This window comes from Halomonas sp. NPDC076908, from assembly GCF_050269715.1.
In the GTDB taxonomy this organism is placed as follows: Bacteria; Pseudomonadota; Gammaproteobacteria; order Pseudomonadales; family Halomonadaceae; genus Vreelandella.
In genome coordinates, this window is record NZ_JBNNIW010000036.1 from 1 (window position 1) to 26532 (window position 26532).

The window sequence follows — 26532 nt, forward strand, 5'->3', positions numbered from 1 at the left end:
TGGCATTGCCACGGCCGTTTGCTTATAAGCGATATTGCGATGCTGAACCTTGAGTATATGTGGGGGCTACTGCCGGTTTTACTGCGCTATTTGCCGCTCACGCTACAAATGGCGACCATCGCCATGTTTTTTGCGCTGATCCTGGCTTGCTTAATGGCGGTTATTCGTGTGACGCGGGTACCGATATTAAACGGTTTGGCAATGCTGTTTATCTCGTTTTTTCGTGGCACGCCGTTGTTGGTTCAGCTGTTTCTCTTTTACTACGGCTTACCGCAGCTGATTAGTGCGTTAATCTCGATGTCCGGTGTCACCGCCGCGGTGCTGGGGCTGACGCTGCACTTTTCTGCCTATATGGCCGAATCCATTCGCGCGGCGATTGTGGGGATTGACCGCAGCCAGACCGAAGCGGCGCTCTCCATTGGCATGACCCAGTCGCAGCTGATGCGGCGTATAATTTTGCCCCAGGCAACCCGGGTAGCAACCCCAACGCTGATGAACTACTTCATCGATATCATCAAGGCGACCTCCTTAGCTTTTACCCTGGGGGTTACCGAGCTCATGGGTGCTACGCAAAAAGAAGCCGCCGGCAGCTTTCTCTATTTAGAGGCGTTTTTACTGGTGGCACTCATCTATTGGGCGATCGTAGAAGTGCTTTCCTGGGGCCAGCGCCGGTTAGAAGTTTATCTAAATAGGGCTTATCAACGATGATTTCGCTGCAAGGCATTACCAAGCGCTTTGGCACCCAAACGGTGTTTGAAAATATCGATTTAAGTCTTTCTCAGGGCGAGATCATTGTGATCATCGGCCCTTCTGGTACGGGTAAATCGACACTGCTGCGCTGTATCAATTTTCTTGAGCGACCAGATGCCGGGCGCTTAACCGTAGGCGATTTGAGTGTCGATACTCAGCGGGCCAGTCGCGCAGATATTCTTTCACTGCGTCGGCGCACCGCCTTCGTATTTCAGAACTATGGTCTTTTTGCTAATAAAACCGCGCTGGAGAATATTAGTGAGGGCATGATTGCGGTGGATAAATTGCCGAAAGCTAAAGCCCATGCGCGAGCCCGAGAAATTCTTCAGCGCATCGGTTTGGCAGATAAAGCCGACGCTTACCCAGCCTCACTTTCTGGTGGTCAACAGCAGCGCGTAGGGATTGGCCGTGCCATGGCGGCCAATGCCGATGTGATTCTGTTCGATGAGCCGACCTCGTCGCTTGACCCGCAGTGGGTGGAAGAAGTGCTAAGCCTGATGAAGCAGTTGGCTGTAGAGCGCCAAACGATGATTGTCGTGACGCACGAAATGCAATTCGCCCGTGAAGTGGCTGACCGTGTGGTTTTTATGGACGAAGGCGGCATCGTCGAGCAAGCGCCGCCAGAGGAACTATTTACAGCGCCCAAAGATGAGCGCACGCGCCATTTCTTACGTAAAATTTTAGCACCTACGGGGCAGGCGGTACCATAACAGCCGAGCATTGAGTTTCAGTTAAAGCGCGTTTTGCTTGTGTCATGCTTCGTAATGGATGAGAGCAGGGATGTGCATGTTATGCTTGCTTCCAGCTCACCTGTTTCTTGAGGTTGCTATGCTCACTGAAATGCCCACTGCAAATCATCTCAAATTGCCCATTGGTATACAGGCTTTCGATAAGTTGCGTACAGGGGGGTATTATTATGTCGATAAGACACCCCAGCTTCACCGGCTGGTTGAAGAGGGTGGCTACTATTTTCTTTCCCGACCACGCCGATTTGGCAAAAGCCTGCTGTTAGATACCCTGCGTTGCCTGTTTGAAGGTCGCGAAGCGCTGTTTGAAGGGCTGTACATTCACGATAAATGGGATTGGCACGCTAAGCACCCGGTAATTCGCCTTGGCTTTGCCGATGGGCACTTAACCAGTCGAGCTGATTTGGATACGCATATTCGCTACCAGTTGGCAGAACACCGCGAGCGGTTGGGGATTGAGAGCGCGCGGCCGGAGCTGATTGCCAATGATTTTTCGGACTTAATTCGGCGTGCTCATCAAAAATTTGGTCAGCGTACGGTGGTGCTGATAGATGAATACGATAAGCCCATTCTCGATAATATTTTGGCCCCAGAGCGGGCGCGTGAACTGCGCGAAGGGCTGAAAAATCTCTACAGCGTGCTTAAAGATGCGGATCCTCATCTACGCTTTGTGCTGCTAACAGGGGTTTCAAAGTTCAGCAAGGTTAGTCTGTTTTCAGGGCTTAATAACCTTAACGACATTACGTTAGATACACCTTACGCGACTATTTGCGGTTATACCGATAATGATATTGATAGCGTGTTTGCCCCAGAATTGCCGGGGCTAGACCGTGCTCACATCAAGCACTGGTATAACGGGTATCGCTGGGGTGGGCAGGAGGTAACGGCTGTTTATAACCCTTTCGATGTGCTGTTGCTGTTTCAAAAACGTCAGTTTGGCGCCTACTGGTTTGAGAGCGCTACCCCCACGTTTTTGGTGGAGCTTTTAAAGCAACGTGGGGTGTTCAGCCCTCGGCTAGGTAAATTACAAGCAAAAGCACAGTTGTTAGGGCGCTTTGATGTCGATGATATCACCACAGAAGGGCTGCTTTTTCAAACTGGCTATCTCACTATTAAGCAACTCAGTGAGCCGATGGTGGGATATAAACTTTATACTTTAGGATTTCCCAATCAAGAGGTGGAAAGCAGCCTGAACGAGCTGCTACTACCTGTTTTGGGTTTTGGAGATAGCGAGTTACAAACGCATCAGTTGGCACTACTTGAGGTATTGCAAGCACACGATTTGGTGGGGTTGAAAAGGCACCTTAAAGCCTTGTACGCCGGGCTGCCCCATGACTGGTACCGAAACAACCCTATAGCTCAGTATGAAGGTCATTATGCCAGCGTATTCTACAGTCATTTCGCCGCCCTTGGGCTAAGCGTGACGGTGGAGGACGCTAGTCATTTTGGGAAGGTGGATATGACGGTAGACTTTGCCGGACACCTCTATTTATTTGAGTTTAAGGTGGTGGAACAGCTACCGGAGGGGAAGGCGCTAGAGCAGATTAAAACCAAAGGCTACGCCGATAAGTACCGTGCTTCTGGCAAGCCCATTCACCTAGTGGGCGTGGAATTCTCCCGCGAGCAACGCCAAATTATTGGGTTTGATGTGGAGACGCTCGTTTAATGCCCCCTATTAATAAAGTATTGCTAAAAAGCATTGAGCAGTTAGCCTATGAGGCGGGCGTGGCGATTATGCAGGTCTATCGCCGTGCGTTTACCGTTGAGTTAAAGGCCGACAACACTCCACTGACCGAGGCGGATAAAGCCGCTCATGTGATAATTGTAGGTGGTTTGAAGGCACTTACGCCTGACGTACCAGTGCTTTCTGAAGAAGATACGCAGCATTTTAGCGGCCCTAATCCTGAAGGCTTTTATTGGCTGGTAGACCCTCTGGATGGCACCAAAGAGTTCATCAAGCGTAACGATGAGTTTACCGTCAATATCGCTTTGATTGCCCAGAGTAAGCCAGTGTTAGGTGTTATTGTAGCACCTGCACTCAACCTTACTTATTTAGCCGCTGAAGGCTTGGGGGCGTTTAAAGCCAGTGCTGATGAGCAGTGGCAGAAGATCCAAGCATCATTGCCCCCAATAGAAGGGCAACCGTGGCGCGTGCTGGGCAGTCGCTCGCATGCTGACTCACGTATGTCCTCATGGCTAGAGGTGTTGGGTGAACATGAGTTTCAGGCAATGGGGAGCTCGCTTAAGTCTTGCCTTATCGCTGAGGGTAAAGCCGATGTGTACCCACGCTTTGGGCCCACTAGCCTATGGGATACGGGCGCTGCCCAAGTCATTGTGGAGCAAGCAGGCGGGCGCGTAGTAACGTTTGAAAATCAATCACTGAGCTACGCTACGCCTGACCATGTGCTCAACCCCGATTTTGTGGTGTGGGGAAGTGTAAGAAGTTGAATGTTGCGAATCGATGCTACTATTTTGCTTATTTAAGTTTTTAAGATGCCTGCCATGTCCACGATAACATTCGATACTCATCGCTTCGTCAAGCGGTTGGTGCAGGCGGGTATGACTGAAGCGCAAGCAGGGATTTTGGCGGAAGAGCAGGCAAAATTGCTTGAGGCGCGCTTGGCGACTAAAGCAGGTTTAGAACGGCTTGAGCTACGTTTAACGTTACGTTTAGGCGCTATGATGGCTGCCTCAATCGCAATTATTGCTACTTTAGTGAAGTTACTTTAGCGATAACGTTGTTGCAGCAGCGATAACATAGTTCCAGTATTGACAACCGCTGGCAAGCACGATTAGCGCGTGATAGACTATGCCATCCTCTCAGACAAGACCCGTGAGCGGGCAGCATAATTACACTGCCTGTATTGTGTGTTTGCAGGGCGAAAAACCTGCCAATTCAACTGGTTGTTATGAATAATCGGTTGTTGTAAAAGTGTCATGTTGCGGAAATGTCGTGCTGCATAAGCGCAGTCGACGAACACATATTTAATTTCGTTGCCTCTTATTGGCAACCTTTATTCTCCAAGGAGATACCCTGTGGCGAACAGCAAGCAAGCTCGCAAGCGCGCCCGCCAGGCCGAGAAGCGTCGCGTCCTGAAATCCAGCCAGCGCAGCATGGTCCGCACCTACATCAAGCGTGTAGTGAAAGCGATCAGCACTGGTGATCACGCTAAGGCAATGGAAGAGTTCAAGGCCATGCAGCCGGTCGTTGACCGTATTGCTGATAAAGACGTGCTGTCTAAGAAGAAAGCAGCTCGCCTGAAAAGCCGTTTGAACAAGCGTATTAAGGCACTGGCGGCGTAAGCCGACAGGCGCCATAAAAAACCGGCTGCGGCCGGTTTTTTTGTGTCTGGATGGTTGTTCTGGATGGTTGTTCTGGATGGTTTTTTTTCTGGATGCGTTTTTCTGGATAGCTTATGACAGCGATGAAAACTCCCAACACTTCTCCAGCCCGCCGGGGGCTTATGCGCTCTGGCCTGGTGGTAAGTGCCATGACCATGCTGTCGCGAGTGATGGGGTTGGTGCGTGATGTGGTGGTCGCTACCTTCTTAGGGGCGGGCAGCGGTGCTGATGCGTTTTTCGTGGCGTTTAAAATACCCAACTTCCTGCGCCGACTATTTGCGGAAGGGGCGTTTAACCAGGCCTTTGTGCCGGTGCTCTCTGAGTACTCTGCCCAGCGTACCCAGCAGGAGATTCGTGAGCTACTGAATGCCACCGCCGGTAGCTTAACTGCGGTACTAGCGCTGATTACCGCCGTGGCTATGCTGTGCGCGCCGTGGCTTATTTGGGTATTTGCCCCAGGTTTTGGGCGGGACCCTGAAAAGCTAGCGATGACCGCAGATATGCTGCGTCTGACGTTCCCCTATTTGTTGTTGATTTCGCTGACCGCGTTTTCAGGCAGTGTACTGAATACCTGGAACCGCTTTGCCGTACCTGCCATTACGCCGGTATTACTTAACCTTTCGCTGATTGGCGCGGCACTATTTTTAATGCCCTTGATGGAAGAGCCTGCCATGGCGCTGGCCTGGGGCGTATTGATCGCCGGGGCTGCACAGCTTGCCTTTCAAGTGCCGTTCTTATTGCGTTTAGGGCTACTGCCCAAGCCATGGCCAAATTTTGCCCATGAGGGTGTGCGGCGTATCCTTAAGCTAATGGGGCCCGCACTGTTTGGAGTGTCGGTATCGCAAATTAACCTGTTGCTGGATACGGTGTTGGCTTCTCTTTTGGTGGCAGGCAGCGTTTCGTGGCTCTACTACTCGGACCGTTTGGTAGAGCTGCCGTTGGGAGTATTTGGGGTGGCCATTGGCACAGTGATTTTGCCCGCGCTATCTAAGCGCCATGCCTCCCAGTCGAAAGAGCACTTCGCCGCGATGTTGGATTGGGCCATTCGAATTGTTTTGCTGCTAGGCTTACCCGCAGCATTGGCACTGGCAGTGTTGGCAGAGCCTTTATTGATCACGCTGTTCCATTATGGCGCGATGACCGATCACGATATTCAAATGGCGGCGATGAGCCTACGCGCTTACGCCTTTGGGTTGGTGGCCTTTATGTTAATCAAAGTATTGGCACCAGGATTCTTTGCCCGCCAAGATACCCGTACGCCAGTGAAAGTGGGCATTATCGCCATGGTCGCTAACATGGTCTTTAACCTGCTGTTAATCTGGCCGCTGGCCCATGCGGGGCTGGCATTAGCAACGGCGCTCTCAGCTTTCTTAAATGCCGGTTTGTTAGGTTATTTACTTCATAAACAGGGCGTACTGATATTTCAGCCGGGCTGGAAGCGTTACTCGGTGCAGCTACTGGGTGGTAGTGGGCTCATGTGTGCGGCATTGTACGTTGTATCGCCTGATTGGCAGGCGTGGCTCACCTTTGGCCTGTGGCAACGGGTTAGCTGGGTAAGCGGGCTGGTAGTCTTAGGCGGTACGGTTTACTTCATTTGGCTAGCCGCGCTTGGTTTGCGCTTCCGTCATTTTAAAATGCAATCGTAACGCTGCGCCCATCGCGGGTGTGTTTGTTATCAGGCGTTTCGTTATAATCAGGGGCTTTATCGTCCTCCCAACGGCTGAGGTGCCATGCGCGTCATTCGAGGTCTGCACAACTTGAAAGCGGCTCATCGTGGCTGCGTTGCGACTATCGGTAATTTCGATGGCGTGCATCGCGGCCATCAAGCCATTCTTCAGCAGTGCCGTGAACATGCCGCCCGCTGGAGTGTGCCGCTCACCGTCGTTGTGTTCGAGCCCCAGCCGCGGGAGTTTTTTGCCGGTGAGCAAGCGCCACCGCGGTTAACACGTCTGCGCGAAAAGGTGCGGTTACTGCGTGACTTTGGCACGGAGCAAGTGTTGGTGCTGCCATTTAACGACACACTGCGCAGCCTGACGGGGCGTGAGTTTATTGATCAGGTTTTGATCGATGGGCTCGGGGTTAAGCACTTGGTAGTGGGCGATGATTTCCGCTTTGGCTGTGATCGCCGGGGTGATTTTGCCCTGTTAGCGGACGTAGGGCGTAAGCAGGGGTTTGGTGTAGAGCACACCCGTACCTTTACCGTGGATGACGAGCGAGTTTCTAGTACACGGGTGCGCACATTGCTCGCTAGCGGCAACTTTTCCGCTGCGGCGCGCTTGCTGGGTCGGCCCTATTCGTTGCATGGCCGCGTGGTGCGCGACCAGCAGTTGGGGCGCACCATTGGGGTGCCCACCGCCAACTTACCGTTGCTGCCTCAGCCGTTAACGCTGCGGGGTGTGTTTGCGGTGGTGGCTGAGTTGGCAAATGGCGAACGCTACCTGGCGGTGGCGAACGTTGGCTTTCGCCCAACAGTAGGCTCAACGCGCCCAACGCTTGAGGTACACCTGCTTGATTTTAGCGGTGACCTGTATGGCCAACGTATGACGGTGTTTCCCTGCATCCGCCTGCGTGGCGAAGTGAAATTTGACGACCTTGAAGCGCTAAAAGCGCAAATTGAACGTGATCAGACCCGTGCCCGCCACTATTTAACGGCGGCAGTGGCTGACAATCATTATGCTCTTCCGTTGGCCTCGGCCCCGCTTGGGCGTGAGTCGATGTCTTCAAATACAGTGTTTTCAAATACGACTTCTTCTGATTCTTATTCGGCGGATGATGCCGCCGATGCTAACAATGGCTGACCAGACCATGGATTATAAGCATACGCTGAATTTACCTGAAACTGACTTCCCCATGCGCGGCATGCTGCCGAAGCAAGAGCCGGGGCGGGTTTCCCAGTGGCAGGATATGAATATTTACCAGCGCCTGCGGGAAGCCCGTGCGGGCGCGCCGCTGTTTGTGCTGCACGATGGCCCTCCTTATGCCAACGGCAGTATCCATATTGGTCATGCCGTTAATAAAATTCTCAAAGATATTATTGTTAAGTCGAAAAACTTAGCCGGTTTTGATGCGCCGTATGTACCGGGTTGGGACTGCCATGGCCTGCCCATTGAACACAAAGTAGAAACCACCCACGGTAAGCATCTGGCCCCGGACAAAGCACGCGAGCTATGCCGTGAATACGCCGGTGCGCAAGTCGAAACCCAACTGGCCGACTTCGTGCGCTTGGGTATCATCGGTGATTGGGATCACCCTTATCGCACCATGGATTACGCCAACGAAGCAGGTGAAATTCGTGCGCTGGCCGAGATGGTCGATGCGGGCTACGTATTTAAAGGCTTGAAGCCAGTCAACTGGTGCTTTGACTGTGGCTCGGCCCTGGCGGAAGCCGAAGTCGAGTACGCCGATAAGAAGTCGGATGCTATCGATGTGGCCTTCCCGGTGGAAGACGCCGACAAGCTGGCGGCGGCGTTTGGTTTAACCGAATTGGCTAAACCTGCGGCAGTGGTGATCTGGACCACCACGCCGTGGACCATTCCGGCCAACCAGGCGCTTAACGTTCACCCTGAATTTACCTATGCTCTGGTCGATACTGGCGAACGCCTGTTATTGCTAGCAGAAGAGCTGGTGGAAAGCTGCCTTGAGCGCTTTGGTTTGCAGGGTGAAGTGATTGCTACCACGCAAGGCAAGAACCTCGATCTGATCAATTTCCGTCACCCGTTTTATGATCGTCTCTCGCCAGTGTATCTGGCGGAGTACGTCGAGTCTGAAATTGGTAGTACGGGTATTGTGCACTCTGCGCCTTCTTACGGTATGGATGACTTTATTACCTGCCGCGAGCATGGCATGGAGTTTGACGACATGCTCAACCCGGTGCAGGGCAACGGCGTATACGCTGACGATCTACCCTTCTTCGGCGGCCAGATGATTTGGAAGGCTAATCCCCATATCGTCGAAAAGCTGAGTGAAGTGGGTGCGTTGATGGCGCACACGCCCATCAAACACAGCTACATGCACTGCTGGCGCCACAAAACACCTGTTATCTATCGCGCCACGGCGCAGTGGTTCGTTGGCATGGATATTCAAGGTAAAGATGGTAAAACCTTGCGCGAACGTGCGCTGGCTGGCATCGAAGCCACCGCGTTTACGCCCGCCTGGGGGCAGGCGCGCCTGCACAGCATGATTGCCAATCGCCCGGACTGGTGTATTTCCCGCCAGCGTAACTGGGGCGTGCCCATCCCGTTCTTCCTGCACAAGCAAACCGGTGAGCTGCACCCGCGCACCGTTGAGCTGATGGAAGAAGCCGCTAAGCGTGTTGAGCAGGAAGGTATCGATGCCTGGTTCAAGCTCGACCCCGCCGAGTTATTGGGCACGGAAGCTGCCGAGTACGACAAAGTCACCGATACGCTGGATGTCTGGTTTGACTCAGGTACTACTCACCGCCACGTACTTCGCGGCTCGCACCCCCATGGCCACGAAAGCGGTCCGCGAGCTGACCTGTACCTGGAAGGCTCTGACCAGCACCGTGGCTGGTTCCACTCCTCACTGTTGACTGGTTCGGCGATTGACGGCCATCCGCCGTATCGTCAACTGCTGACCCACGGCTTTACCGTTGATTCCCAGGGCCGCAAACAGTCCAAATCATTAGGCAACGTGGTCGCGCCTCAGGAAGTGATGGATAAGCTGGGCGGCGACATTCTCCGCCTATGGGTTGCTTCTACCGACTACTCCGGCGAAATGGCCGTATCGGACGAGATTTTGAAGCGTACTTCGGATGTGTATCGCCGGATTCGTAACACTGCCCGCTTCCTGCTTTCGAACCTTAACGGGTTTGATCCTGAGCACAATCAAGTCGCTTTTGGCGATATGCTGGCGCTGGATCAGTGGGTGGTCGACCGCGCGGCTCAGTTACAGGTGCGGATCGAAAAAGCCTATGAAGAGTATCGCTTCCTGGATGTGTACCAGCAGGTACACGGCTTCTGTGCGCGGGAATTGGGTGGCTTCTATTTAGACGTTATCAAAGACCGTCAATACACGACCCAGACCGATTCTTTGGCGCGGCGCAGTGCGCAAACGGCGTTGTATCACGTGGTAGAAGCGCTGAGCCGCTGGATCGCACCGATTCTCTCCTTCACTGCCGAGGAGATTCACGAGAATATCCCTGGTAAGCGTGGCGACAGCGTATTGCTTGCAACCTACTACACGGGCTTAGCGACGCTGGATGAGGGCGCTGATCTGGGGCGTGCTTTCTGGGAGCAGGTGCTGGAAGTTAAGCACTCGGTTAATAAGTGCCTGGAAGACGCCCGTAATGCCAAAGTAATCAAAGGCAGCTTAGCGGCTGAAGTGACGCTGTATGTCAGTGACGAGCTGCAGGCAACGTTAGCTAAACTGGGTGACGAGCTGCGTTTTGTCATCTTGACCAGCGAGGTTACCCTTAAGCCGCTAGCAGAAGCGGCTGAAGCCGAAGCAACTGAGCTTGATGGCTTGAAGGTAGCTGTTAGCACCAGCGAGCACACCAAGTGCGAGCGCTGCTGGCACCACCGCCCCGATGTAGGCACCCATTCGGATCACCCGGATTTATGTGGGCGCTGTATCAGCAACCTCCCAGAAGGAAGCGGTGAGATTCGCTACTATGCTTAATAAAGACAAGGCGCTTAACGAACAAAAAGCACCTAGTGATACCGAGACAAGCGCGCGGCCGACGATGCACCGGCCGCTGCGTTGGTTATGGCTAGCGGTGGCGGTGATTGTATTGGATTTGGCCACTAAGTATGTGGCCAGTAGCCAGTTAGGCTATGCCCAGCCAGTAGAAGTGCTGCCGTTTTTTAACCTGACGTTGCTGCACAATCCTGGTGCTGCGTTTAGCTTTTTAGCCACGCATCCTGGCTGGCAGCGCTGGTTCTTCGCCATTGTGGCGATTGGTGCCAGTGTCGGCCTCACCATTTGGCTGACCCGGATTAAAAATGATGAAAAGCTATTGGCGATTGCACTGCCTCTGATTATTGGCGGTGCGCTAGGCAATCTTTATGACCGCCTAGTACATGGCTATGTGGTCGATTTCCTCTCTTTCCACGTTGCCGGATGGTACTACCCGGCATTTAACGTGGCGGATATTGCGATTACCCTGGGGGCCGTCGCTTTAATCTGGGAATCCATTATGGGCGAGCGTCGGCGCAAAAAAGCGGCCGAGGCTGCTCATTAATCGAACGTTGAGAACAACCGACTATTGAGAGCTGCAATGAGCGACTATTTGATCGATGACGGGATGGAAGTGACACTGCACTTCACCTTAAAGCTAGAGGATGGCACGCTGGTGGACTCCACCAAAGACAAAGCGCCTGCCACCTTTGCGTTTGGTGATGGCAATCTGCCGCCAGGTTTTGAGCACCCCATTAAAGGGTTAGCGGCTGGGCAGAGCGGCAGTTTTCAGATTACCCCTGAGCATGCCTTTGGCCAGCACAACCCGCAGAACATTCAAACACTAAAGCGCGCTGACTTTGGTGACGAAGCCCCTGAAATCGGCATGGTGATGTCGTTTGCCGATAAAGCGGGAACGGAATTGCCAGGTGTGGTCAAAACGATTGAGGGTGATCGTGTGGACGTCGATTTTAATCACCCGTTAGCAGGCCGCACGCTTACGTTTGAAGTAGAAGTGTTAGACGTTAAGCCGGTGACCACTCATTAAGCAGATGCCATGTCGCATCAAGGCGCTCTCATGACAAGCACGCAGCAAGCACAGCCCATTCAGATCAAACTGGCCAATCCACGTGGCTTTTGTGCCGGGGTTGATCGCGCGATTGATATCGTTAACCGAGCATTGGATGTGTTTGGACCGCCCATTTACGTCCGCCACGAGGTGGTTCATAACCGGTTTGTAGTGGAAACGCTGCGTGCCCGGGGTGCTGTCTTTGTAGAAGAGCTGGATGAAGTGCCAGACGACGTTATCGTGATTTTCTCAGCCCACGGTGTGTCACGGGCGGTGCAAATGGACGCCGAGCTGCGTGGTTTGAGAGTCTTTGATGCCACCTGCCCGCTGGTAACCAAAGTGCATTTGGAAGTGCTGCGCTACGCCAAGCGCGGTCAAGAGTGCGTGCTAATTGGCCATGAGGGCCACCCTGAAGTTGAAGGCACCATGGGGCGTTACGATACATCTCATGGTGGCAGTATCTATTTAGTGGAAGACGAAAACGACGTTGCTAAGCTGGAAGTGCGCGATCCCTCCAAGCTGGCTTTCGTGACGCAAACTACGCTATCAATGGACGATACTGCCAAGGTTATCGACGCACTACGCAATAAGTTTCCGGCGATTCAAGGGCCCCGCAATGATGATATTTGCTACGCCACGCAAAATCGCCAAGACGCCGTACGTGAGCTAGCAGCGCAGAGTGACCTGTTGCTGGTGGTGGGCAGTCCTAACAGCTCGAACTCTAATCGTTTAAGAGAACTTTCTGAGCGCATGGGTACACCGGCTTATTTGATCGATAACGCCGACCAGATTGATCCCCAGTGGCTCGAAAATGTTGCTCATGTGGGGGTTACCGCAGGCGCTAGTGCTCCTGAAGTGTTGGTAAAAGGCGTGATTACTAAACTTCAGTCAATGGGGGCCGCGGTACCAGAAGAGCTTCAAGGTCGCGAAGAGACAATTACATTCTCCATGCCGAAAGAGTTGCGTGAAAAGGTGATTGTCAGCGGCTGATGCAAAGCGTATTGGTTTGCGACATACTTAAACCGTATGAGCCAACTAATACAGGAGCAAAGCCGCGTGCCTTATGTTTCTCATCTTTCCACTGGCCGTTCATCTCTGAATGGTCAGCGCGGCTTTACTCTTATTGAGCTGATGATAGTGGTGGTGATCATTGGCATCATCGCGTCCATCGCCTATCCCAGCTATACCCGCTATGTTCAGAAATCAGTGCGCACCGATGCCCATGCGGGTTTAATGCAAGCAGCTTCTGAGCTTGAGCGCTGCTATACGCGCACTTATTCATATGCGAATTGCGACTTTCCTAACACATCACCTGAAAGCCGCTACACCATTTCTAACTCCGACAACGCTAGTGGGTATAAGTTGACTGCAACGCTCATAAGTAATGGCGGAAGCGACGGTTGCGAAGAGGACATAACCTTAAGCTCATCTGGCGAAAGGTTACCCAATGGCTGTTGGTAAGCCGCTACAGGAGCGGGGCTTCACCCTAATTGAGCTGTTAGTCACGCTAATGATCGCTACAATTATCGCTATTATGGCGGTACCTGCGTTCGGTGGCTTCCTTGCCCGCCAGCAGCTATCCAGTGATGTTAACGAAATGATTTCGGTGCTGAGCTTTGCCCGCAGCGAAGCGATTAAACAGCGTCAGCCCGTCACGGTTCAGTTTTCGCCCGCCGATCAATGCCTTGAAGAAGGACGAATGAGTGAAGGTAGCGATAGTGCGCGTGGGTGCTATTGGGTGGAGAGTAATGGTGAGACCATGCGCATGGGGCCGTCAGCTAACATCACCACGCCAGAACAAGCCTTTTCGCTCACCTTTCAGAGTTTGGGTGACGCCGATATTGATGGATGCTCTTCTAATCCATGCCGTATCACCATTAGCCCTCAGCGTGAGCAACGTAACGTTGCCTCTATCACCCTGGCGATTAACATAACTGGCAGCATTCGCAGGCAGGAGTCAGCGCCATGACTTATCAGCGAGGCTTTAGCCTGATTGAGGCGTTAATCGCACTGGTCGTTCTATCCATTGGCCTAATTGGGGTAGCCGCGATGCAGCTTAAAGCGTTGCAAAGTGCTAACGCGGGCTATCAGCGCTCAGTGGCAAGCATCGCCGCTGTTGATGCGCAGGAGCGGCTCTGGGCTGAGTGGGTAAATGAGGAAGTCAATAACTGCGCAAATATTGATGTTGAAGCTGAATGGAAAGCACATTGGTTTGCCGACAAAGACGCCAACCCTCTGCGCAATGTGAATCAGGAGGGGAGTGTAATAGTACCGGAGAGTGATTGTGATTTTACCATTGTTATAGATATGGGAAGCCGACCAGACGATACCGAATCCTACGAACTTAGCTATTCACTTCGTCTCCCCAGGCCGGATGGGGACGATAATGCTGAATAAACAAAAAGGTTTCACGCTCGTTGAATTGATGGTGGCAATGGCAATCGGCACCGTTATTATTTTAGGTGCTGGACAGCTTTTTCTGACTACTTTCCAAACGTTTAAAGCAGTGGATGAATTAAGCCGGAAACAAGAAACTCTCATCTATGTTACAGGGGCAGTGGTTCAGGATATACGGTCTGCAATCAGTATAGATGTAATGTTGGACAGTGCAGCCATTGAGTTGTCACTATCTCCGCGTGGTAGCGATTGTAATGTAGATGAGTATTTTAAGAAAAGGTACTTATTGACAGAAACAAACGGAAGTTTTTCTTTAAGCATTAGAAGAAAATGTGAGACTGAAACTGGAAGCGAAAGTGGGTGGGGGAGTTCTGAGCCACTCGTTGAAGGTTTTTATGATGATAGTGAAGAGTCGTTTTTAGTTAAAGATTTAGGTGGTGGACTTTATGAATTGACAATAAGGTTAGCTGCCGAAAAAGACGAAAATTACGAAGAGTTTGTCATTCTCATACAAAATAGATTAAGCATATTTTCATAGGTGGTGATATGAAACATCAGCAAGGTGCTGCGTTAGTGATTGTAATGGCATTGCTATCTGGCGCGCTGATGTTAGGTATGTCAGGTATGCAGAGTGCGTTGATTGATGAGCGGCTAGCGGGTAATTATCGTGCTGCAGTCCAAGCGCAGATGAACTCAGACAGCCTGATGTCGGAGTTTTCTAACACATTCCCTTTAGGTCGTTTAGATAATATATATGAAAGCGGTAATGCGACTTATGAGGGTAGTAGTATTTCAAACCTATTGGACAACGCTGACAGTCTTGGATCGCTTGATAAGTTGAAGGTTAGTATTGATGTAGATAAGGAAAAAGGAATTATCACTGTTATAACGACAGATCAGGGGACAAATAATAATGCTGTCCGGCAAACAGTAGCAACCTACCAAAGAGGAAACGATGATGGCTCTGGGTCAGAAGGGGGCGGTAACAATGGTGGCGATGTTGGCGATGATAGTTCGGACCTTTTTGAGGTTCCGTTTGTGGGTTGTGAAGGAATGATGTTGAGTGGTGGATCCACTGTCAGCAGCTATCGCTCAAGTGATGGTAATTGGAGTGGACAGCCAGGCCGCTTTGCAGAAGAGAATGTCCCTTTAATTCGCACGACTACTGAAAATGCAGATGTGTTTTTAGAAGGGAATGAGCAAGTTCATGGAGGGGTGATGGCGCTTGGGAGCGTTACCCTTAATGGGTCTTCTGCAGTTTATGGTGATGTTTCTTCAAATAATAACGTAATTATAAATACAAGTAATTTTATCCATGGGAATGTCAATAGTAAAGGTAAGGTAGATGTTAATAATTCTGCCACAGTTTCTGGAAGTATTTTTTCAAATGGTAATGTTGCTCTAGGTAGAAGTGAAACAATTAAAGGAGATGTTGAAAGTTCATCTAATATTATATTTTCTAGTAGTGGTCGCGTTGATGGGTCTTTGAGGTCTTTAGGTAGAGTTAGTTTAGCATGGGGAGCAAGTATAGGTAGGGGGATATATGCTCAAAACGGAATTTCAAGTCCAGGTGATCCTCGAAGGAATCCTCCCCAAGACCATATTGACGCACCTTATCGTAATAATTTTTTCCCAAATACATCAGTTTCACTAGCTGAAGTTGAAGAAGTACAGGTGCAGTCCTGTGATATCGTTAATTTTTCTGGCCGTAGCTTACTTCAGGAAATCACTCGCTATAAAAATGATCTTGTCTCCATTGGAAATTTGATAGTTAATAATGGTGTGGTAGACATAACGATGACACCCAGTCAGATATCAGTTGTAGGTAGCGACTCTCATGGGCATGTTGATGGAGCAGAGCCGAGCGAAGTTACAATTTTTGGAGAAGATGCAGCTACCTATTATGTCGCTGACTTGAGTATGGCCAGTACATCTAAGTTGCACATTAAAGGTGGGGATGTTGTGCTGGTAGTCGGTGGTGACTTCTCTATGGGTGGTGGTGGTGCTGGTCTAGTGATTGATGAAAACTCAAGTTTAACTGTTTTTGTTGCGGGTAAGGTAGATTTTGGTAGTGTGCTTAATATGCCCACCGCTAACGCTATCAACAGCAATGGTAAGCCAACATTTTCTATCTTTTCTGGCTATAGCGGTTCAGGAACTGGTGTTAATTTTAGTTCAAGCAATCGCGTTGTAGCCAATATTTACGCGCCTTACGCAAATGTTTCGGTCAATTCGGGCGCAAGTTTTTTTGGAAGTATAAGAGGTCGCACTGTAAGTGTGAGTGGCGGCGGCAGTATCGTTTACGATGAGTTGTTAGCGGAATCTTTTGGAGATACTTCAAATGGCTCGCCCAAAACTGGGGGCGATGGTGGCTGGCAACTAGTAGGTTGGCAGTAACGTCATTCGCCACACGGCGGGACGCGCGTTATCATAGTGGCATCTGCCTAAGAGCCTGAAAACTAAGAGTCTGAAAAAATGAGTCAGTCTGCCAAAACCCGCGTTCTCACCGGTATTACCACTACCGGTACGCCCCATTTAGGTAACTATGTCGGGGCGATTAAGCCCGCTATTGAGGCGAGCCTAGATCCCAACGTTCAGTCGTTTTACTTTTTGGCTGACTACCATGCCTTGATCAAATGCCCCGATCCAAAACGCGTACAGGAATCACGTCTGGAAATTGCCGCTACGTGGCTGGCGCTGGGGCTGGATACAGACAATGCCATTTTCTATCGCCAGTCGGATATTTTAGAAATCCCTGAGCTCACCTGGATGCTCTCCTGCGTGTGTGCCAAAGGGCTGATGAACCGCGCCCATGCCTATAAAGCGGCGGTTGCCGAGAACGAAGAGGCAGAAAACCAGGACCCGGATAAAGGCATTACCATGGGGCTGTTTGGCTACCCTGTGCTGATGGCGGCAGATATTTTAATGTTCAACGCCAATAAAGTGCCGGTAGGGCGTGATCAGATTCAGCATATCGAAATGGCGCGCGATATTGCCGGGCGTTTCAACCACCTGTATAAAGGTCAGCACTTCGTACTTCCCGAGGCTGTGGTAGACGATAAGATACAGCTACTGAATGGCTTGGACGGCCGCAAGATGTCCAAGAGCTACGATAATACCATTCCGCTTTTTTCACCCGAGAAAAAGCTGCAAAAGCTGGTGCGTAAAATTAAAACTAACTCACTGGAACCCGGTGAGCCGAAAGATCCAAGTACCTGCACGCTGTTCCAGATTTACTCCGCCTTCGCGACAGCAGAAGAGACCAGCAGACTGCGCGAGCAATATGCTGAAGGAATTGGCTGGGGCGATGCTAAGAATCAAGTGTTCGATTATTTGAATGCTCATTTGAGCGGCCCGCGTGAACGCTACAACGCGCTGATGGAAGATCCCGCACATATTGAAGCCGTTCTGCAAAAAGGTGCTGAGCGGGCACGGGAAGAAGCAGCAGTAACGATGGATCGCTTGCGTTCCGCTGTTGGCCTTGGGCGGTTTGTCTGATATTCAATAAAGTTATAAGCACCTCCCAATAAAGAATTTCCCGCGCTCTACGCCTATCGTTAGGCTTATAACAATTGTCTATGTTTTCCAAAAGCGCCTGTTTGCTAACAGGCGCTTTTGGTGCTGCTAAAGGTGACCTTATGTCTACAGCCTCTGTTGCTGAACCAACACGCTATCGCGTGCCACTGATTGCCACGGCGGCGATTGTGCTTGGCGCGCTGCTGGTGGGAGTGGTGTTTGAAGCGAATACGGGCCTGCTGATGATTGTCGGTGGGCTGCTGGGCATGGTGCTTTACCATGCGGCTTTTGGCTTTACCGCTGCGTGGCGGGTATTTATTACTGAACGGCGTGGGCGCGGCCTGCGTGCGCAAATGATCATGTTGGCCATTGCCGTGGTGCTGTTTTTCCCGGCGCTTGGGGCGGGTACCCTGTTTGGCACACCCGTAACGGGGTTTGTTTCGCCGATTGGTATCTCCGTGCTGGTCGGAGCCTTCATTTTTGGCGTTGGCATGCAGTTAGGCGGTGGCTGTGCCTCCGGTACGCTGTTCACCGCGGGCGGTGGTAATGCCCGTATGCTGATCACTTTAGTGTTCTTTATTGTGGGATCTGTGATTGGCTCCGCGCATTTTGCTTGGTGGCAGAATTTGCCCGCTTTTCAGCCGGTATCGCTGGTTAATGTTGCCGGTGTGGGTGGTGGCATTGCGATTAGCTTGGTGCTGTTTGCTACTATTGCTGCCTTTACCTGGGTGATGGAGAAACGCCGTCACGGTCAGTTAGAACAGGCTCCTATTGTCAATAAGCATGGTTACGAGCGTTGGCTTACCGGCCCTTGGCCGCTTGTGGCTGGCGCAGTAGCCTTGGCGTTGTTGAACTTTGCCACGTTAGCCCTGGCAGGGCGCCCTTGGGGGATTACCTCTGCGTTTGCGTTGTGGGGTGCTAAAGGTTATGAGCTGATTGGCGGCGATGTCAGCCAGTGGGGCTATTGGCAGGCGCCGGGCAATGCAGCGACGTTGGAAGCGAGTGTATGGAGTGATATTACCACGGTCATGAACGTCGGTATTATGCTCGGCGCGCTGGCGGCTGCCAGTTTGGCGGGTCGTTTTGCACCTAATTTTAAGATACCGCTTAAGTCGGTGCTCGCTGCGATTATTGGCGGCATTATGTTGGGCTATGGCGCGCGCTTGGCGTTTGGCTGCAATATTGGCGCGTATTTCAGTGGTATTGCCTCTGGCAGCCTACACGGCTGGGTGTGGATGGTGGCGGCGTTTGCAGGGAATATGGTTGGCGTTAAACTGCGCCCGTTCTTTTTTGAAGGCGTAGAAGGGCGTCAGGCGACTGCTAAAAGCTGCTAGCCACAGGCGTTTTTTGCCATAAATGCTGCGTAATATTGTTCAACGCCTTGGCTTTTAGCTGAGGCATTTTTTTACGCTTAAAGCGGCTCTCTTCTACCTTTGTCTCAGGAGCATGTTACATTACGTTCAAACGCCGTAAACGCCTGATGTTGCTGCATTGCAGCAGTGATTGACATAAAAAAGAGAGTGCTTATGACTACCCAGAGTAAACGCCCCCTATACCTTCCTTACGCCGGTCCTTCTTTGCTCGAAATGCCGCTATTGAACAAAGGCAGTGCGTTTACTCAACAGGAGCGCCTAGCGTTTAACCTGATTGGTCTGCTGCCGCAAAAGGTTGAGACTATTGAGGATCAACTGGAACGGGTCTATCGCCAGTACCAGCAGTGCCACAGCGACCTTGAAAAGCATATTCATCTGCGTGGCATTCAAGACGACAACGAAACGCTCTATTTCCGTCTGGTTTCCCAGCACCTTGAAGAGATGCTGCCGATTATCTATACCCCGACGGTGGGGCAGGCGTGTCAGGAATTCTCCAATATCTATCGCAACCACCGTGGTCTGTTTATTAGCTACCCTGACCGGGAGCATATGGATGACATTCTGCGTAGTGCCACCAAAGATAACGTAAAAGTGATCGTTGTGACGGACGGGGAGCGCATTCTAGGCTTGGGTGACCAGGGAATCGGGGGCATGGGTATCCCGATTGGTAAACTGGCGCTGTATACCGCCTGTGGCGGCATTAGTCCTGCTTATACGCTGCCGATCATGATCGATGTGGGCACCAACAATAAAGCGCTGCTGGATGACCCCATGTACATGGGCTGGCGCCATGAACGGGTAGGCCAAGAAGAGTACGATTCCTTTATGGCAGAATTTATTACCGCCGTAAAACGCCGCTGGCCCAATGTGCTGCTTCAATTTGAGGACTTCGCCCAGGCCAACGCTGTACCGCTGCTAGAGCGTTATCGGGACGAGCTATGCTGCTTCAACGACGATGTTCAAGGCACGGCCTCTGTGGTGGTAGGTACCTTGATGGCGGCTTGCCAAGCCCGCGAAGAGACTATCGCTCAACAGCGTGTGGTATTTGTAGGCGGTGGTTCGGCGGGTTGTGGTATTGCCGAGCAGGTGGTGGTCGCCATGCAAGCTGAAGGATTGACCGAAAGCGAAGCTCGGGCGCGAATTTATATTGTTGATCGAGATGGTTTGATGACCAACGATCAAGTGTGGCAGCGCGATTTTCAGCGCCGTTTAGCCCATGACGCTTCGCTAGTGGCACAGTGGAACGGGCAAGGGTTAGAAGAGACGGTTGCGCAGGTCAAGCCTACGGTGTTGATTGGCGTATGCGGGCAGCGCGGAATTTTCACCGAGCAGGTGGTTCGCACCATGCACGCAGGCTGTGAGCACCCGGTGATCATGCCGCTATCCAATCCTACCTCCCAGGCAGAAGCAACGCCTGAAGATGTGATTCGCTGGACCGATGGACAAGCGCTCGTTGCCACCGGTAGCCCCTTTGCACCAGTGGTCTACAATGGGCGCACTTATCCCATTGCCCAGTGCAATAACGCCTATATCTTCCCTGGTATTGGGTTGGGCGTGATCGCCGCCAGTGCTACTCGCGTGACTGACGAGATGCTGATGAGCGCCTCTCGTGCGCTTGCTCGTGAGGCGCCATTAGTGAAAGAGGGCAAGGGGGCACTGCTGCCGCCGCTTTCGCGCATTCGCGATATTAGTAAGTCGATTGCCTTTGAAGTGGCGGCCCAGGCTCAGCAGAACGGTGTAGCGCTGCAAACCAGCGGTACGACGCTACGCGAGCTAATCGAAAAAGCGTCCTGGTCGCCGGATTACCGCACTTACCGCCGCCGCGCGTTCTAAGCACGCATTTATAGATGATTTGATCGATAGGTCAAAAAAAGCCCCCACCGAGGTGGGGGCATGCAAGCATTGGTAAGGTTTTACCCTTTAGGCTGCGCCGATCATCTTGCGCAGCACGTAGTGAAGGATACCACCGTGGCGGTAGTAAGCCAGCTCGTTTACGGTATCAATTCGGCACTTGGCATCAACGGTACGTTCCCCATCGCCATTTTTGATCACGACTTTCACTGTGCCACCGGGAGAAAGGTCGCTTAGACCCGCAATAGAAATCTCTTCATCACCGGTTAAACCCAACGTATGGCGGCTCTCGCCTTCGGTAAACTGTAGCGGCACAACACCCATGCCGATTAAGTTAGAACGGTGAATACGCTCAAAAGATTCGGCGATTACCGCACGCACACCCAGCAAGCGGGTACCTTTTGCTGCCCAGTCCCGTGAGGAGCCCGTGCCGTACTCTTTACCGGCAATCACGACCAGCGGCTTACCTTCCTCCTTGTACTTCATGGCCGCATCGTAAATAGCCATTTGCTCGCCACTGGGCACATGGCGTGTTTCACCGCCGACAACGCCATCCAGCATCTCATTTTTAATACGCACGTTGGCAAAGGTGCCGCGCATCATCACTTCATGATTGCCACGGCGCGAACCATAAGAGTTGAAATCTACCGGTTTGACGCCATGCTCTTGCAGGTAGCGACCAGCAGGGCTAGCAGGCTTAATAGCGCCCGCAGGTGAAATATGATCAGTGGTGACCGAGTCGCCCAGCATGGCTAGCACACGGGCACTGTGCACATCCTCAATGGCATCCGGTTCGCGACCCATGCCTTCAAAGAAGGGCGGGTGCTGAATGTAGGTAGATTCAGGCCACTGATAGACCTTGCTTTCTGACACGTTGATTGCTTTCCAAACGTCATCACCCTCAAACACTGCGCCGTACTCTTTACGGAACATTTCGGTGTTGACCTTCTCGACGGCGTTAGCAATCTCTGCCTGGGTGGGCCAAATGTCTTTAAGGTAGACCGGTTCGCCGTTGCTGCCTTCGCCAATCGGCTCTTTGGTAAGGTCACGTTGAACGTTACCGGCCAGGGCGTAAGCGACGACCAGCGGAGGTGAGGCAAGCCAGTTGGTTTTAACCAGCGGATGCACACGGCCTTCGAAGTTACGGTTACCGGAGAGCACGGAGGCGACGGCTAGATCGCCATCGTTAATTGCTTGCTCAATCTCATCCGGCAGAGGGCCAGAGTTGCCGATACAGGTGGTGCAGCCGTAGCCGACTAAGTTGAAACCTAGCGCATCCAGATCGTCGTTAAGGCCAGCGGCGGCAAGGTAGTCGGTGACCACTTTCGAGCCCGGCGCCAGTGAGGTCTTCACCCATGGCTGGGTAGTCAGGCCTTTTTCGCGCGCCTTACGGGCTAGCAAACCTGCCGCCATCATAACGCTTGGGTTTGAAGTGTTAGTACACGAGGTAATCGCGGCGATCACTACGGCACCGGGATCCAAGCTGAAGTCATGATCATTCAGCTTAACGGCTTGGCTCGTATCATGTTTAAAGCTGCGCTCAACGCCTACGGCAGTTTGGCCACCTTCAGACGAGAACTTGCCCTTGGCCGTCGAATCCGCTTTGGTGTCTTCCTGCAGGAACTTATCAAAGGCCGCCGCCATGTTCTGAAGTGCCACGCGGTCTTGAGGGCGTTTAGGGCCTGCAAGGCTGGCTTCCACCTCAGTCATGTCTAGATGCAGTGCGTCAGTGAAGATCGGCTCATCGCTTGGCTCGCGCCATAGCCCCTGGGCTTTGCTATAGGCTTCCACCAGCGCGACTTGGTTATCTTCACGGCCGGTTAAACGCAGATAGTTGAGCGTTTCTTCATCTACCGGGAAGAATCCACAAGTGGCACCATACTCAGGGGCCATATTGGCAATGGTCGCGCGATCCGCCAGCGGTAGGTCTTTCAAACCATCGCCATAGAACTCAACAAATTTACCGACAACGCCTTTTTTACGCAGCATTTCGGTGACGGTGAGCACTAGATCAGTAGCGGTGATGCCTTCACGCAATTTGCCAGTCAATTTGAAACCGATGACTTCCGGGATCAGCATCGATACCGGCTGACCCAGCATGGCCGCTTCGGCTTCGATACCGCCAACGCCCCAACCAAGTACGCCGAGGCCGTTAATCATCGTGGTATGGGAGTCAGTGCCGACGAGTGTGTCGGGGTAGGCCAAGGTCTTGCCGTCTTCGTCCTTGGTCCATACCGTTTTGCCTAAATACTCTAGATTTACCTGGTGGCAAATGCCGGTGCCGGGGGGCACAACGCTGAAGTTGTCAAACGCCTGCTGGCCCCAGCGTAGAAACTCGTAGCGCTCGCGGTTACGCTGCATTTCGATATCAACGTTTTCTTGAAAGGCTGCGGCGTTACCGAACTTATCAACCATTACCGAGTGATCGATGACCAGATCCACCGGCGTAAGCGGATTGATCTTCGCCGGGTCTTCACCTAATTTTTCCACGGCAGCGCGCATAGAGGCCAAATCAACTACGCCGGGGACACCGGTGAAGTCCTGCATTAATACCCGAGCGGGACGATAACCAATTTCGCGGCTGGATTTGCCCTCGGTCTGCCAGTCGACCAGGGCCTGCATATCTTCTTCAGCGACGCTCTCGTCGTCAGCGAAACGCAGTTGGTTTTCGAGTAGAATCTTGAGCGTTTTGGGGAGCCGGTCAATGTTGCCGAGAGTCGCGGCTGCTTGGGGTAGGCTGTAGTAGTGATACGTGGTATTGCCCACTTCTAGGGTGCTTAGCGTATCGGGTATCTTGCTCATACCATTCTCCTCTGATTACTGGCCATTATAGTGGCTTAAAACTCACTAGGCGCATCGGTCACGGTCTTCCTTTAGTATGGCTTAGCATCGTACTGATGATAGTCGTTATAGATGGGTGTTTGCACAGTCGCTTTCAAGGTTTCTTCGCCTAATAGCTTAGATGAAACCTTGCAATAGCTTGTACTTGACGCCATTTCAGGCAGACTCTTTGCGAAATTATCCGCAAAACTAATCCTCAAAACTTATTTTTCAAAACTATCTGCAACATTATCAGTTAGCTCTTTACAAGGTGGTGTCATGGAAACTCGTCATGAGCGTTTGATTATTCTTGGATCTGGCCCGGCAGGCTACACGGCCGCTGTGTATGCGGCTCGGGCAAACTTGAAGCCGCTGCTGATCACCGGTATTCAAGCGGGTGGCCAACTGACCACCACAACCGATGTCGATAATTGGCCGGGTGATGCGCAAGGTGTACAAGGCCCAGAGTTAATGGAGCGCATGAAGCAGCACGCTGAGCGTTTCAATACCGAAGTGCTGTTTGATCACATCAATGAGGTCAGCTTAGGCGAAAAACCGTTTACCTTGAAAGGTGATAGCGGCATTTATACCTGCGATGCGCTGATTGTAGCCACGGGTGCCAGCGCGCGTTACCTGGGTTTGCCTACCGAACAACAGTTTATGGGCCAAGGCGTTTCAGCCTGCGCTACCTGTGATGGTTTTTTCTACCGTAACCAGGAAGTGATTGTAGTAGGTGGTGGTAATACCGCTGTTGAAGAAGCGCTTTACCTCTCCAATATCGCCTCTAAAGTAACCTTGGTACATCGTCGCGATACCTTGCGCGCAGAGAAGATCCTTCAAGATAAGCTGTTCGAAAAAGCCGAGGCGGGCAAGATCGTCCTGGAATGGTTCCAGGAAGTGGAAGAGGTTCTCGGCGACAATTCAGGTGTTACGGGCATTCGGGTGAAATCCACCAAAGACGGTTCGAGCAAAGAGATTCATGCACCAGGCCTGTTTATTGCCATTGGCCATAGCCCCAATACCGGGATCTTTGAAGGCCAATTAGCCATGAATGGTGGCTATATCAAAGTTCACTCTGGTCTTGAGGGTAATGCCACGGCGACCAGCGTACCGGGTGTGTTTGCTTGCGGCGATGTGATGGATCACATCTACCGTCAAGCGATCACCTCAGCGGGCAGCGGCTGCATGGCCGCGTTGGATGCTGAGCGCTATTTAGACGGTATCGCTGGGTAAATACTTGCTAGCATGGAGCGCCTAGCAATCGATAGGCGCTTCATCTATGCGCAAACGTCCTAGTTGGCTAAGCACCAGCCTTTTACCTTGAGTTCCTTCGCTGCTACCTGAGCAAATCGCAAAACTGCCGTTGAACCCGCTGGTATAACCTAATGAGCTAAAGCGGATGCGCGACCAACCTCGACTATAAGTCACCTGCGTGCCTTGCTGGGCAGGCACAATGCGCAGAATATCGTCTGCTGAAATGCCATCTGTATTATCACCTCGCACAATCATTAGCTCACCACCCCAATCATGGTGGCAGGCCCTACGGTTCTCAGCAGCGGGGCAAAGGGTAATCTGACTGCGTTGGCTAATTGCCGTATTACGCGCTAACGCAAACGTGCTTTGTAATCGATTGACTTCGCTGGTCTGTGCGGTTCGCTCTCCCAATGCTTGAAAATTGGGGAGCCCCCAAGCAGCGATAATGCCAACCAGCAACAGCGTAATCATCAGTTCAAGCAGCGTGAATCCGCCTTCTAGCGCCGGGTGTTTGTTAGTGAAACCGTTGCGCATTTGCACCTCCTTACTTGACCCTGTTAGCGCCCACGTTATGCTCACTGTCCGGTGCCAGCGGCCATGACGGGGTGGTTATTCCGATACCCTAGGCGACAGTGACTCTTTTTTATGTAAGCCAAAGCGGACATTTTTGTGAGCGATTTCTTAATTATTGGTGGTGGCGTGATCGGCATGATGACCGCGCTTCAGTTAGCCGATGCCGGACAGCAAGTGGTGTTGGTAGAGCGCGGGCAGTGCGGTCAGGAAGCCTCATGGGCGGGCGGCGGTATTGTTTCGCCGCTTTACCCCTGGCGTTACGCCCCTGCAGTGACACAGCTATCCCGTTGGTCGGAAGGCGTTTATCCCTCTTTAGCGCTGCGGTTATTGGAAGAGACCGGTATTGATCCTGAGTATCGCCAAAAAGGGTTGCTGTACCTGAATGTGGATGACGCCGATGAAGCACTACACTGGGCGCGGCAGTTGGGCAAACCACTGGAGCGGGTGGGGGCAGACTTTGTCCATCATAAAGAGCCCGGCGTCGCTATGGTTGACGACAGCGCACTATGGATGCCAACGCTGGGCAGCGTGCGTAATCCGCGCTTAGCTAAGGCGTTAAAAGCACGGCTGGCGGCCATGCCTCAGGTGACCATACGCGAGCAGTGCGAGGTTGCCGGCTTTATTCGTAAAGATGGCAAAGTAGTGGGTGTGACGACTTCTGAGGGTGTACTGAACGCAGAGCGCATCATTATTTGTGGGGGCGCGTGGGCCGCGCAACTGTTGGTGCAGCTTGATGTGCAGCTACCGGTAAGGCCTGTGAAAGGCCAGATGATTGCCTATCAGACACCTCAAGGTTTATTACAGCGCGTGGTGCTAAAAGACGGACGCTATATTATCCCGCGTGCAGATGGCCTGCTGTTAGTAGGCTCTACGCTGGAAGAGACCGGCTTTGATAAAACCACCGACACGATGGCCTTAGCCTCCTTGAAGCAGAGTGCTGAAGCCATTTTGCCTGCGTTGGCCCACTGCCCTGTGGCGCACCAGTGGGCCGGGCTGCGTCCCGGTTCCCCAGAGGGCATACCCTTTATTGGCGCGCTGCCGCAGTGGCCCAATGTGTTCGTCAATGCCGGGCATTACCGCAATGGCTTGGTGCTAGCGCCTGCCTCTACCCACTTGCTGGTAGATCAATTACTAGGGCGTGAGCCACTGATCGACCCAACGCCTTACCAGCCAATCCAGCAGCGGCTACTGGGCTCTTAAAAATGAC

At 52.2% G+C, this 26532-nt stretch carries 24 protein-coding genes; 22 read left to right on the top strand and 2 right to left on the bottom strand.

Annotated elements, in window-relative coordinates:
• The first annotated feature begins 39 nt into the window (after nucleotides 1–39).
• From ACQKE4_RS16885 to ACQKE4_RS16980, 20 genes are all read left to right on the top strand, one after another.
• Entirely contained in the window at nucleotides 40–708 is a 669-nt protein-coding gene (locus ACQKE4_RS16885; protein WP_427389493.1) for an amino acid ABC transporter permease, read from the top strand.
• Entirely contained in the window at nucleotides 705–1460 is a 756-nt protein-coding gene (locus ACQKE4_RS16890) for an amino acid ABC transporter ATP-binding protein (RefSeq protein ID WP_427389464.1), read from the top strand. The genes ACQKE4_RS16885 and ACQKE4_RS16890 overlap by 4 nt, the downstream gene beginning before the upstream one ends.
• A 130-nt stretch (nucleotides 1461–1590) precedes the next feature.
• Entirely contained in the window at nucleotides 1591–3162 is a 1572-nt protein-coding gene (locus ACQKE4_RS16895; RefSeq protein ID WP_427389494.1) for an ATP-binding protein, read from the top strand.
• Nucleotides 3162–3944 carry a 3'(2'),5'-bisphosphate nucleotidase CysQ gene (cysQ, locus tag ACQKE4_RS16900; protein WP_427389465.1) on the top strand — a complete coding sequence of 261 codons (783 nt, stop codon included), beginning with the start codon at nucleotides 3162–3164 and terminating at the stop codon, nucleotides 3942–3944. The genes ACQKE4_RS16895 and cysQ overlap by 1 nt, the downstream gene beginning before the upstream one ends.
• 54 nt (nucleotides 3945–3998) lie before the next feature.
• Nucleotides 3999–4226, top strand: a complete 228-nt coding sequence (locus ACQKE4_RS16905; RefSeq protein ID WP_427389466.1) for a hypothetical protein — start codon at nucleotides 3999–4001, stop codon at nucleotides 4224–4226.
• Between the two features lie 306 nt (nucleotides 4227–4532).
• Nucleotides 4533–4799, top strand: a complete 267-nt coding sequence (rpsT, locus tag ACQKE4_RS16910; RefSeq protein WP_427389467.1) for a 30S ribosomal protein S20 — start codon at nucleotides 4533–4535, stop codon at nucleotides 4797–4799.
• Nucleotides 4800–4912: 113 nt separating this feature from the next.
• The gene (gene murJ, locus ACQKE4_RS16915; protein ID WP_427389468.1) at nucleotides 4913–6484 is read left to right on the top strand and encodes a murein biosynthesis integral membrane protein MurJ; all 1572 of its coding nucleotides are present in this window, start codon (nucleotides 4913–4915) and stop codon (nucleotides 6482–6484) included.
• 84 nt (nucleotides 6485–6568) lie between these two features.
• Nucleotides 6569–7636 carry a bifunctional riboflavin kinase/FAD synthetase gene (gene ribF, locus ACQKE4_RS16920; protein ID WP_427389469.1) on the top strand — a complete coding sequence of 356 codons (1068 nt, stop codon included), beginning with the start codon at nucleotides 6569–6571 and terminating at the stop codon, nucleotides 7634–7636.
• On the top strand, nucleotides 7620–10475 hold the full coding sequence (gene ileS / locus ACQKE4_RS16925) for an isoleucine--tRNA ligase (RefSeq protein WP_427389470.1): 2856 nt from the start codon (nucleotides 7620–7622) through the stop codon (nucleotides 10473–10475). Before ribF ends, ileS begins: the two co-directional genes overlap by 17 nt.
• Before the next feature lie 64 nt (nucleotides 10476–10539).
• Complete coding sequence (gene lspA / locus ACQKE4_RS16930) at nucleotides 10540–11037, top strand: signal peptidase II (protein WP_290832451.1); 498 nt, start codon at nucleotides 10540–10542, stop codon at nucleotides 11035–11037.
• A 36-nt stretch (nucleotides 11038–11073) separates the two neighbouring features.
• Nucleotides 11074–11520 (top strand): FKBP-type peptidyl-prolyl cis-trans isomerase, encoded by a 447-nt coding sequence (gene fkpB / locus ACQKE4_RS16935; protein ID WP_427389471.1) that lies wholly within the window; start codon nucleotides 11074–11076, stop codon nucleotides 11518–11520.
• Between the two features lie 30 nt (nucleotides 11521–11550).
• Nucleotides 11551–12531 (top strand): 4-hydroxy-3-methylbut-2-enyl diphosphate reductase, encoded by a 981-nt coding sequence (gene ispH / locus ACQKE4_RS16940; RefSeq protein ID WP_427389472.1) that lies wholly within the window; start codon nucleotides 11551–11553, stop codon nucleotides 12529–12531.
• Nucleotides 12532–12597: 66 nt separating this feature from the next.
• Complete coding sequence (locus ACQKE4_RS16945) at nucleotides 12598–13002, top strand: type IV pilin protein (protein WP_427389473.1); 405 nt, start codon at nucleotides 12598–12600, stop codon at nucleotides 13000–13002.
• On the top strand, nucleotides 12989–13510 hold the full coding sequence (locus ACQKE4_RS16950) for a GspH/FimT family pseudopilin (protein ID WP_427389474.1): 522 nt from the start codon (nucleotides 12989–12991) through the stop codon (nucleotides 13508–13510). The genes ACQKE4_RS16945 and ACQKE4_RS16950 overlap by 14 nt, the downstream gene beginning before the upstream one ends.
• Complete coding sequence (gene pilV / locus ACQKE4_RS16955; protein ID WP_427389475.1) at nucleotides 13507–13938, top strand: type IV pilus modification protein PilV; 432 nt, start codon at nucleotides 13507–13509, stop codon at nucleotides 13936–13938. The genes ACQKE4_RS16950 and pilV overlap by 4 nt, the downstream gene beginning before the upstream one ends.
• Nucleotides 13928–14476, top strand: coding sequence for a PilW family protein (locus ACQKE4_RS16960; RefSeq protein WP_427389476.1), 549 nt, complete (start codon nucleotides 13928–13930; stop codon nucleotides 14474–14476). Before pilV ends, ACQKE4_RS16960 begins: the two co-directional genes overlap by 11 nt.
• Nucleotides 14477–14484: 8 nt before the next feature.
• Nucleotides 14485–16335, top strand: a complete 1851-nt coding sequence (locus ACQKE4_RS16965; protein ID WP_427389477.1) for a DUF7305 domain-containing protein — start codon at nucleotides 14485–14487, stop codon at nucleotides 16333–16335.
• 78 nt (nucleotides 16336–16413) lie between these two features.
• On the top strand, nucleotides 16414–17436 hold the full coding sequence (locus ACQKE4_RS16970; RefSeq protein WP_427389478.1) for a tryptophan--tRNA ligase: 1023 nt from the start codon (nucleotides 16414–16416) through the stop codon (nucleotides 17434–17436).
• A gap of 140 nt (nucleotides 17437–17576) precedes the next feature.
• Entirely contained in the window at nucleotides 17577–18788 is a 1212-nt protein-coding gene (locus ACQKE4_RS16975) for a YeeE/YedE family protein (RefSeq protein WP_427389479.1), read from the top strand.
• 192 nt (nucleotides 18789–18980) lie between these two features.
• Complete coding sequence (locus ACQKE4_RS16980; RefSeq protein ID WP_427389480.1) at nucleotides 18981–20660, top strand: NAD-dependent malic enzyme; 1680 nt, start codon at nucleotides 18981–18983, stop codon at nucleotides 20658–20660.
• Nucleotides 20661–20747: 87 nt separating this feature from the next.
• Here the strand turns inward: ACQKE4_RS16980 and acnA are convergent, their stop codons facing one another.
• On the bottom strand, nucleotides 20748–23480 hold the full coding sequence (gene acnA, locus ACQKE4_RS16985; RefSeq protein ID WP_427389481.1) for an aconitate hydratase AcnA: 2733 nt from the start codon (nucleotides 23478–23480) through the stop codon (nucleotides 20748–20750).
• A 297-nt stretch (nucleotides 23481–23777) separates the two neighbouring features.
• Here acnA and trxB point away from each other — a divergent pair, with 297 nt between their 5' ends.
• Nucleotides 23778–24731, top strand: a complete 954-nt coding sequence (gene trxB / locus ACQKE4_RS16990; protein ID WP_427389482.1) for a thioredoxin-disulfide reductase — start codon at nucleotides 23778–23780, stop codon at nucleotides 24729–24731.
• A 21-nt stretch (nucleotides 24732–24752) separates the two neighbouring features.
• Here the strand turns inward: trxB and ACQKE4_RS16995 are convergent, their stop codons facing one another.
• Entirely contained in the window at nucleotides 24753–25286 is a 534-nt protein-coding gene (locus ACQKE4_RS16995) for a GspH/FimT family pseudopilin (protein ID WP_427389483.1), read from the bottom strand.
• A 135-nt stretch (nucleotides 25287–25421) separates the two neighbouring features.
• On the opposite strand from ACQKE4_RS16995, the gene thiO reads away from it, so the two are divergent.
• The gene (gene thiO, locus ACQKE4_RS17000; protein WP_427389484.1) at nucleotides 25422–26525 is read left to right on the top strand and encodes a glycine oxidase ThiO; all 1104 of its coding nucleotides are present in this window, start codon (nucleotides 25422–25424) and stop codon (nucleotides 26523–26525) included.
• Nucleotides 26526–26532 lie beyond the last annotated feature (7 nt).

Coding starts and splice junctions, on each gene's coding strand:
- ACQKE4_RS16885 (WP_427389493.1), top strand. CDS start 40: ATGCTGAACCTTGAGTATATGTGGGGGCTACTGCCGGTTTTACTGCGC.
- ACQKE4_RS16890 (WP_427389464.1), top strand. CDS start 705: ATGATTTCGCTGCAAGGCATTACCAAGCGCTTTGGCACCCAAACGGTG.
- ACQKE4_RS16895 (WP_427389494.1), top strand. CDS start 1,591: ATGCCCACTGCAAATCATCTCAAATTGCCCATTGGTATACAGGCTTTC.
- cysQ (WP_427389465.1), top strand. CDS start 3,162: ATGCCCCCTATTAATAAAGTATTGCTAAAAAGCATTGAGCAGTTAGCC.
- ACQKE4_RS16905 (WP_427389466.1), top strand. CDS start 3,999: ATGTCCACGATAACATTCGATACTCATCGCTTCGTCAAGCGGTTGGTG.
- murJ (WP_427389468.1), top strand. CDS start 4,913: ATGACAGCGATGAAAACTCCCAACACTTCTCCAGCCCGCCGGGGGCTT.
- ribF (WP_427389469.1), top strand. CDS start 6,569: ATGCGCGTCATTCGAGGTCTGCACAACTTGAAAGCGGCTCATCGTGGC.
- ileS (WP_427389470.1), top strand. CDS start 7,620: ATGCTAACAATGGCTGACCAGACCATGGATTATAAGCATACGCTGAAT.
- lspA (WP_290832451.1), top strand. CDS start 10,540: ATGCACCGGCCGCTGCGTTGGTTATGGCTAGCGGTGGCGGTGATTGTA.
- fkpB (WP_427389471.1), top strand. CDS start 11,074: ATGAGCGACTATTTGATCGATGACGGGATGGAAGTGACACTGCACTTC.
- ispH (WP_427389472.1), top strand. CDS start 11,551: ATGACAAGCACGCAGCAAGCACAGCCCATTCAGATCAAACTGGCCAAT.
- ACQKE4_RS16950 (WP_427389474.1), top strand. CDS start 12,989: ATGGCTGTTGGTAAGCCGCTACAGGAGCGGGGCTTCACCCTAATTGAG.
- pilV (WP_427389475.1), top strand. CDS start 13,507: ATGACTTATCAGCGAGGCTTTAGCCTGATTGAGGCGTTAATCGCACTG.
- ACQKE4_RS16960 (WP_427389476.1), top strand. CDS start 13,928: ATGCTGAATAAACAAAAAGGTTTCACGCTCGTTGAATTGATGGTGGCA.
- ACQKE4_RS16965 (WP_427389477.1), top strand. CDS start 14,485: ATGAAACATCAGCAAGGTGCTGCGTTAGTGATTGTAATGGCATTGCTA.
- ACQKE4_RS16970 (WP_427389478.1), top strand. CDS start 16,414: ATGAGTCAGTCTGCCAAAACCCGCGTTCTCACCGGTATTACCACTACC.
- ACQKE4_RS16975 (WP_427389479.1), top strand. CDS start 17,577: ATGTCTACAGCCTCTGTTGCTGAACCAACACGCTATCGCGTGCCACTG.
- ACQKE4_RS16980 (WP_427389480.1), top strand. CDS start 18,981: ATGACTACCCAGAGTAAACGCCCCCTATACCTTCCTTACGCCGGTCCT.
- acnA (WP_427389481.1), bottom strand. CDS start 23,480: ATGAGCAAGATACCCGATACGCTAAGCACCCTAGAAGTGGGCAATACC.
- trxB (WP_427389482.1), top strand. CDS start 23,778: ATGGAAACTCGTCATGAGCGTTTGATTATTCTTGGATCTGGCCCGGCA.
- ACQKE4_RS16995 (WP_427389483.1), bottom strand. CDS start 25,286: ATGCGCAACGGTTTCACTAACAAACACCCGGCGCTAGAAGGCGGATTC.